At 37.5% G+C, this 4625-nt stretch carries 3 protein-coding genes; all 3 read right to left on the bottom strand.

Annotated elements, in window-relative coordinates; genetic code table 11:
- Positions 1-179: 179 nt before the first annotated feature.
- From AB1414_15885 to AB1414_15875, 3 genes are read right to left on the bottom strand one after another with little or no spacing between them, the layout of a single operon-like run.
- On the bottom strand, positions 180-1106 hold the full coding sequence (locus tag AB1414_15885) for a hypothetical protein (GenBank protein ID MEW6608900.1): 927 nt from the start codon (positions 1104-1106) through the stop codon (positions 180-182).
- On the bottom strand, positions 1075-1626 hold the full coding sequence (locus AB1414_15880) for a prepilin-type N-terminal cleavage/methylation domain-containing protein (GenBank protein ID MEW6608899.1): 552 nt from the start codon (positions 1624-1626) through the stop codon (positions 1075-1077). Before AB1414_15880 ends, AB1414_15885 begins: the two co-directional genes overlap by 32 nt.
- Entirely contained in the window at positions 1623-4397 is a 2775-nt protein-coding gene (locus tag AB1414_15875) for a kelch repeat-containing protein (protein ID MEW6608898.1), read from the bottom strand. Before AB1414_15875 ends, AB1414_15880 begins: the two co-directional genes overlap by 4 nt.
- Between the last annotated feature and the right edge of the window lie 228 nt (positions 4398-4625).

The raw sequence follows: 4625 nt of genomic DNA, 5'->3' as shown, positions 1-4625 counted from the left end.
CAACACGACACTAACTTTTGATGGATATTAATACAGGCATTAATAATCCTATCACTTAACTCTTCTTTTCTCCACTTCTCCATCTTCTCCCTTTCTCCTTATTTTTATCCTACCTGAACTCTTACCTATTTTCATTCTCCTTTGTGAGTCGCAGACTCATGACCGTTTCTCCTTCGTTTTTACAAATTCCGAAAATAAACCCTTGTCGTTATCGTAATTCCATTAAAATAATCTTCATCTATCTTACCATCCAGATCATTATCCAGCCCATCTATTACATCTTCTTGTATTGCCCCATCTCTATCATCATCACTATCCACTTTTAAAGTAATCATTATTATTTCAATCTGCCTTATTTTACTAAGTCCAGTTGGAATTCCTGCTGAAACCTCTTCATCCGAAGTAAAGTATCTAAATTCTAATTGGCTAATATGTTGTGAAATTAGTGTTGGTGTACCTTGTTGAATCCAGGAACCACCTGAATTTTTATGATAGATAGTTTTGTATAATTCACCCTGCTTATAGATTCTACCATTTCTTGTTTCGTTAATTTGTTTAAATTCATACCTAACAGCCAAACCATAATCATCACCGAGAGGACTATTCTCTAAAAGGAGAGAAGTCGTGCCTTCTGGATTATCGGAGTTATAGGGCGAGATAACCGTAATCGTTGGAATCCCTTTTTTTAAATCGGTAGTAGTCACAGACCCCTGATTAATTATTGCGAAATCAGTGTGGATAGTATTGGTACTCTCACAATATCCATTCTGGCTATCAACAATCCCATAACCTATAGTAATAGAATCTGTTCCTAATGTAATTAGTTGCTCTACATCAAATTGTGGTCCATAAATAGAGTATCCGCCTCTTAAAGTAGATATTAATCCTTGTTTTTCAAAATCTATTCTACCCTCTTCTCCTTCTAAAATCAATTTTACTATTTCTTGAGGTTTAGTAGGAACGCCTTTTACCATAAAATCCATTCCATGCCTCATAAATAAAATAATAACCATTGCTATTATTGCCAGGATACCTGCTCCGACAATAAATTCTAAGAGGGTAGTTCCTTGTTCTTTATTTTTTAGAAATACAAGTGGATACTTCACGTTTGCGGATAATTCCTCCTTCTATCCATTCTATAAGAACCTTTATCCCTTTATAATCCTGTGTAGTCCAGATAGTTTCGTTATCATCAACCCAGTAAGTAAATACAGTCTTTGTTCCATTGGTAGTTTGTGTTCCTACACCTATACTCACCAATAAATCTTTATGGTCATGGAGTAAAGTTGTTGCGGTGCACATAGTTGGGTTGCTATTTGTGCAAGTGGTATAAGTAGCAAGATAAAGAGTTGGTGGGAAATTTCCTGCTGGATACCCTGAATAATATGTTGTTCCTTTTATATACCAGGTTGGAGTAAAAGTAGCAGGACAGGGAACGTTATCATAAGGAACCTTTTTTATGCTCTCCATTGTTTCCTGACATAGGTTGATGGCTACTTCTGCGTTTCTTGAAGTGATTACATTTTTGTATGAATAATTGATGCAGTTAAAAATCGCTAAGGCAAATATTGTAAAAATGAGTGCCGCTATTAATATCTCTACTAAACTAAATCCCTCCTCCCTCATAAACTAACCTCACGCCAACTAATAACATCACCCGTCATACTCTCTTCTGGCCACCAAATAGTATTTTTTAATTGCTCATCATAAATTACCTTACCATTACCAGTAATATCTACCTCATTCCCCACTAACTGACCATAGACATTACCATTTCCTGTAACAGAAATTTCAGCCGCAGGAGCATAAACAGTCCCAAAGAATCTATCGTTTCCTGTCAGGGAAATAGAATTAACAGCATTTGTGCAATAAATATGGAAATTAGTCGTAACCCCATTTGAATTGTTTTCATAATTGGCCCCGCCCTGGCCACTAATATCTATGTTGCCCGTGCAATAGAGTTTTACCTTACCCACAATAATCAATTGTGCCTGCCCACTTATCTTTATGCCCTTACAAGTATATGTTCCTTCAGTCAGCGTTAATTCATTACTACCTGTAATATCTATAGTTGTTGAAATGGCATCTGCTGGAACAGTAACCGCAGGTAATGAAATATCACTGCCCAGTGAATCTTTTTTCCCTGTAACCTCAGCGTTTCCTGTAAGACTAACAGTTTCCTCAAGACCAGAAAAGGCATTTCCATCTACCACGGCGTCACCAACTAAAGAAACATTTCCATTAGAAAAGATATTTCCCCCATGGAGGGCATTTTCTGGTCCATACTTACCGTTATCAGAGTTATAACTATCTGTTCGAGCATTTCCGGTTAAATCTATATCGGATTTACAAATTATCGCTCCATCAAACCCATTTGCTCCGGTCATTGGGTTTATGGCTACTATTGCCTCAATTCTACGATGAACTGTTTTACCAAATAGTTGTTGTTCTTTTGAAGTAACGACAATTTTGTATCTTCCTCCACCTGCGGCAATAGCATCCCCCTCTCTAACATAAAATTCAGCTACGGATAAATACATAGCATTAACATAACTTTTCGCTGCACCTCCACAGTAGGTATCATCTCCTTCTACTACATAAGAATTAAAATATTGCCTGGCGGGATCTCTAAAATGGTGAGCAACACCACCAAGCATATAGAATCTATTGTCCACACTGGCTAATACCTGATTAGTAATTCCTACTCCTTCCATTCCACCGTTTGTGTCCATATCCATAGTTGGTGCATTCTCTAATTTTACCCACGATGTCCCATCAAAGACATATAGTTCTTTATTCCACCGATAATAAGAACCTGACATTTGTCCTTGCCAATCACGATAGCTGTCATAACTTCCATAAGGACTTCCATCCTTATAATCATAGAATAAATCCCTTTGAGCTACCTGTTCATGAGTCGTTCCACTGGTTATTATTTTATCTGGATTTTTATCATCAGGAATATAAGTTCCATACCATATTCCATCCTTTCTATAACCAGGTCCATCAAAGTAAGTTCTCAGAAGACCATTATTTCCCCCCGTAACATAAATTTTATTATCTACCACTATTGCTTGATGGTCAGCTAATCCTGGTCGGTTAGAAAAACTTAATCCATGGTCTACACCATATCCTTCATCCTTCCAATATTTTGAGTATTCTGGGTCGCGCACATGGAGTTTGATACCAGATACCGATTTACTAAATCCTTCTATTTTATCTCCTTCACCCCAGGGTGCAAGATCTTCAGGACAGACAGTATTGGAGTCGTCTGACAACCAGGGCATATGTGCGGCTGGTGTAGAGCTACCTGTAGTTGGATTATACTCCCATACAGTTCGACTATGACAACCCGATTGTGTAGTTACTTGCCCTCCAGTATCAGGGTCAGGACCCATTGACATACCTGTTTTAGGTATTCCTCCCACATAATATATTTTATTACCAATTACCCCTGCCGCTCCATAATATCTACCATCAGGTAAAGGGGTTAATTTCGTAAACTGATTAGTTGTCGGGTTAAATTCTAAGACCAAACCATATTCTGCCCCACCATTATATTGCCCTCCAACAATATAGATTTTATCACCCAGAACTACGGCTGAATGATAATTAACATCAGTTATGCCTATACTTGTCATATTTGCTACCTGCTCCCATTTATCATCAGCAGAATTTAGTAAGTCATTACCTGGATTATAGGTAATTACAGCCGGGTCTGGACCAAACATATACATCTTATTATTATAATTCACCGCGGCAAATTTACTTTTATTTCCATAAGGATTTGTTCCTAATTCTTTCCAGGTATCGCTTCTGGGGTCATATGCCAACATAACATTGTCACTATATAACTTTGCCCGATAACCCCAATAGTTAATCTCATCTTTATACGAGCTGTTACCTCCATGCTGTGTAGATTTTTCAGGTTGGCCATAACCACCAAACATAAATACTACACCATTAATGGTGACAGCGGCAGAATTTCCTTTAGGACGAGGGATATTAGCAGAGGCGGGATGGATATACCATCTATTTTCCTGTTCCCGGGGTGGCAAGGGAGTATATCCTTCTCCACCTCCAGTAATAAGATATATCTCTGCCTCGTAGGACTTTTGGGAATTATTATCTACATTTCCAGTGATAGTTACTTTTGGATTTGCTGGTGTAGGTCCTTGCCAATTAGGTAGTTTATCATCATTGATTAAATACCAGACAGCCCGCTCAAGCCCTGCTTCAGCAGTAGAAAGGGCAGTAGTGAACCGTTCTTCTTTATAAGATTTATTAAGTTGTGTTCGTGAGATAAGTAAATAACTAATGCTTACCATACTTAAAACGAAGATTACAATTAACACCACTACCAGGGCAATACCTTTTTCATTATTTACCTTTTTCATTTTAATTTACCTCCTTTTCTCCCTTCCCCTCTCATTTATTATAATACCATATAAAATATGAAAAGTCAAGCAAAAAAAATTCAACCTGTGAAATAGGAATATTTGGTGGTGTCCTAAATTAGCTAAAGTTTGTGAGAGAAAATGTCGATAAAGATAACAGAAGTACATAGTGTATTATTCTGGAGATTTTGTTTGGGAGGTGGAATAACGATGCATCCAATAGAACAC

It is taken from the genome of bacterium (assembly GCA_040755795.1).
Lineage (GTDB): Bacteria > UBA9089 > CG2-30-40-21 > CG2-30-40-21 > SBAY01 > JBFLXS01.
Note: the sequence above shows the minus strand (reverse complement) of the source record. Positions and strands in the feature narration are given on the sequence as shown.

Bases quoted from the DNA above. Each gene is read 5' to 3' on its own strand.
- AB1414_15880 (MEW6608899.1), bottom strand. From the start codon at position 1,626: ATGAGGGAGGAGGGATTTAGTTTAGTAGAGATATTAATAGCGGCACTC.
- AB1414_15875 (MEW6608898.1), bottom strand. From the start codon at position 4,397: ATGAAAAAGGTAAATAATGAAAAAGGTATTGCCCTGGTAGTGGTGTTA.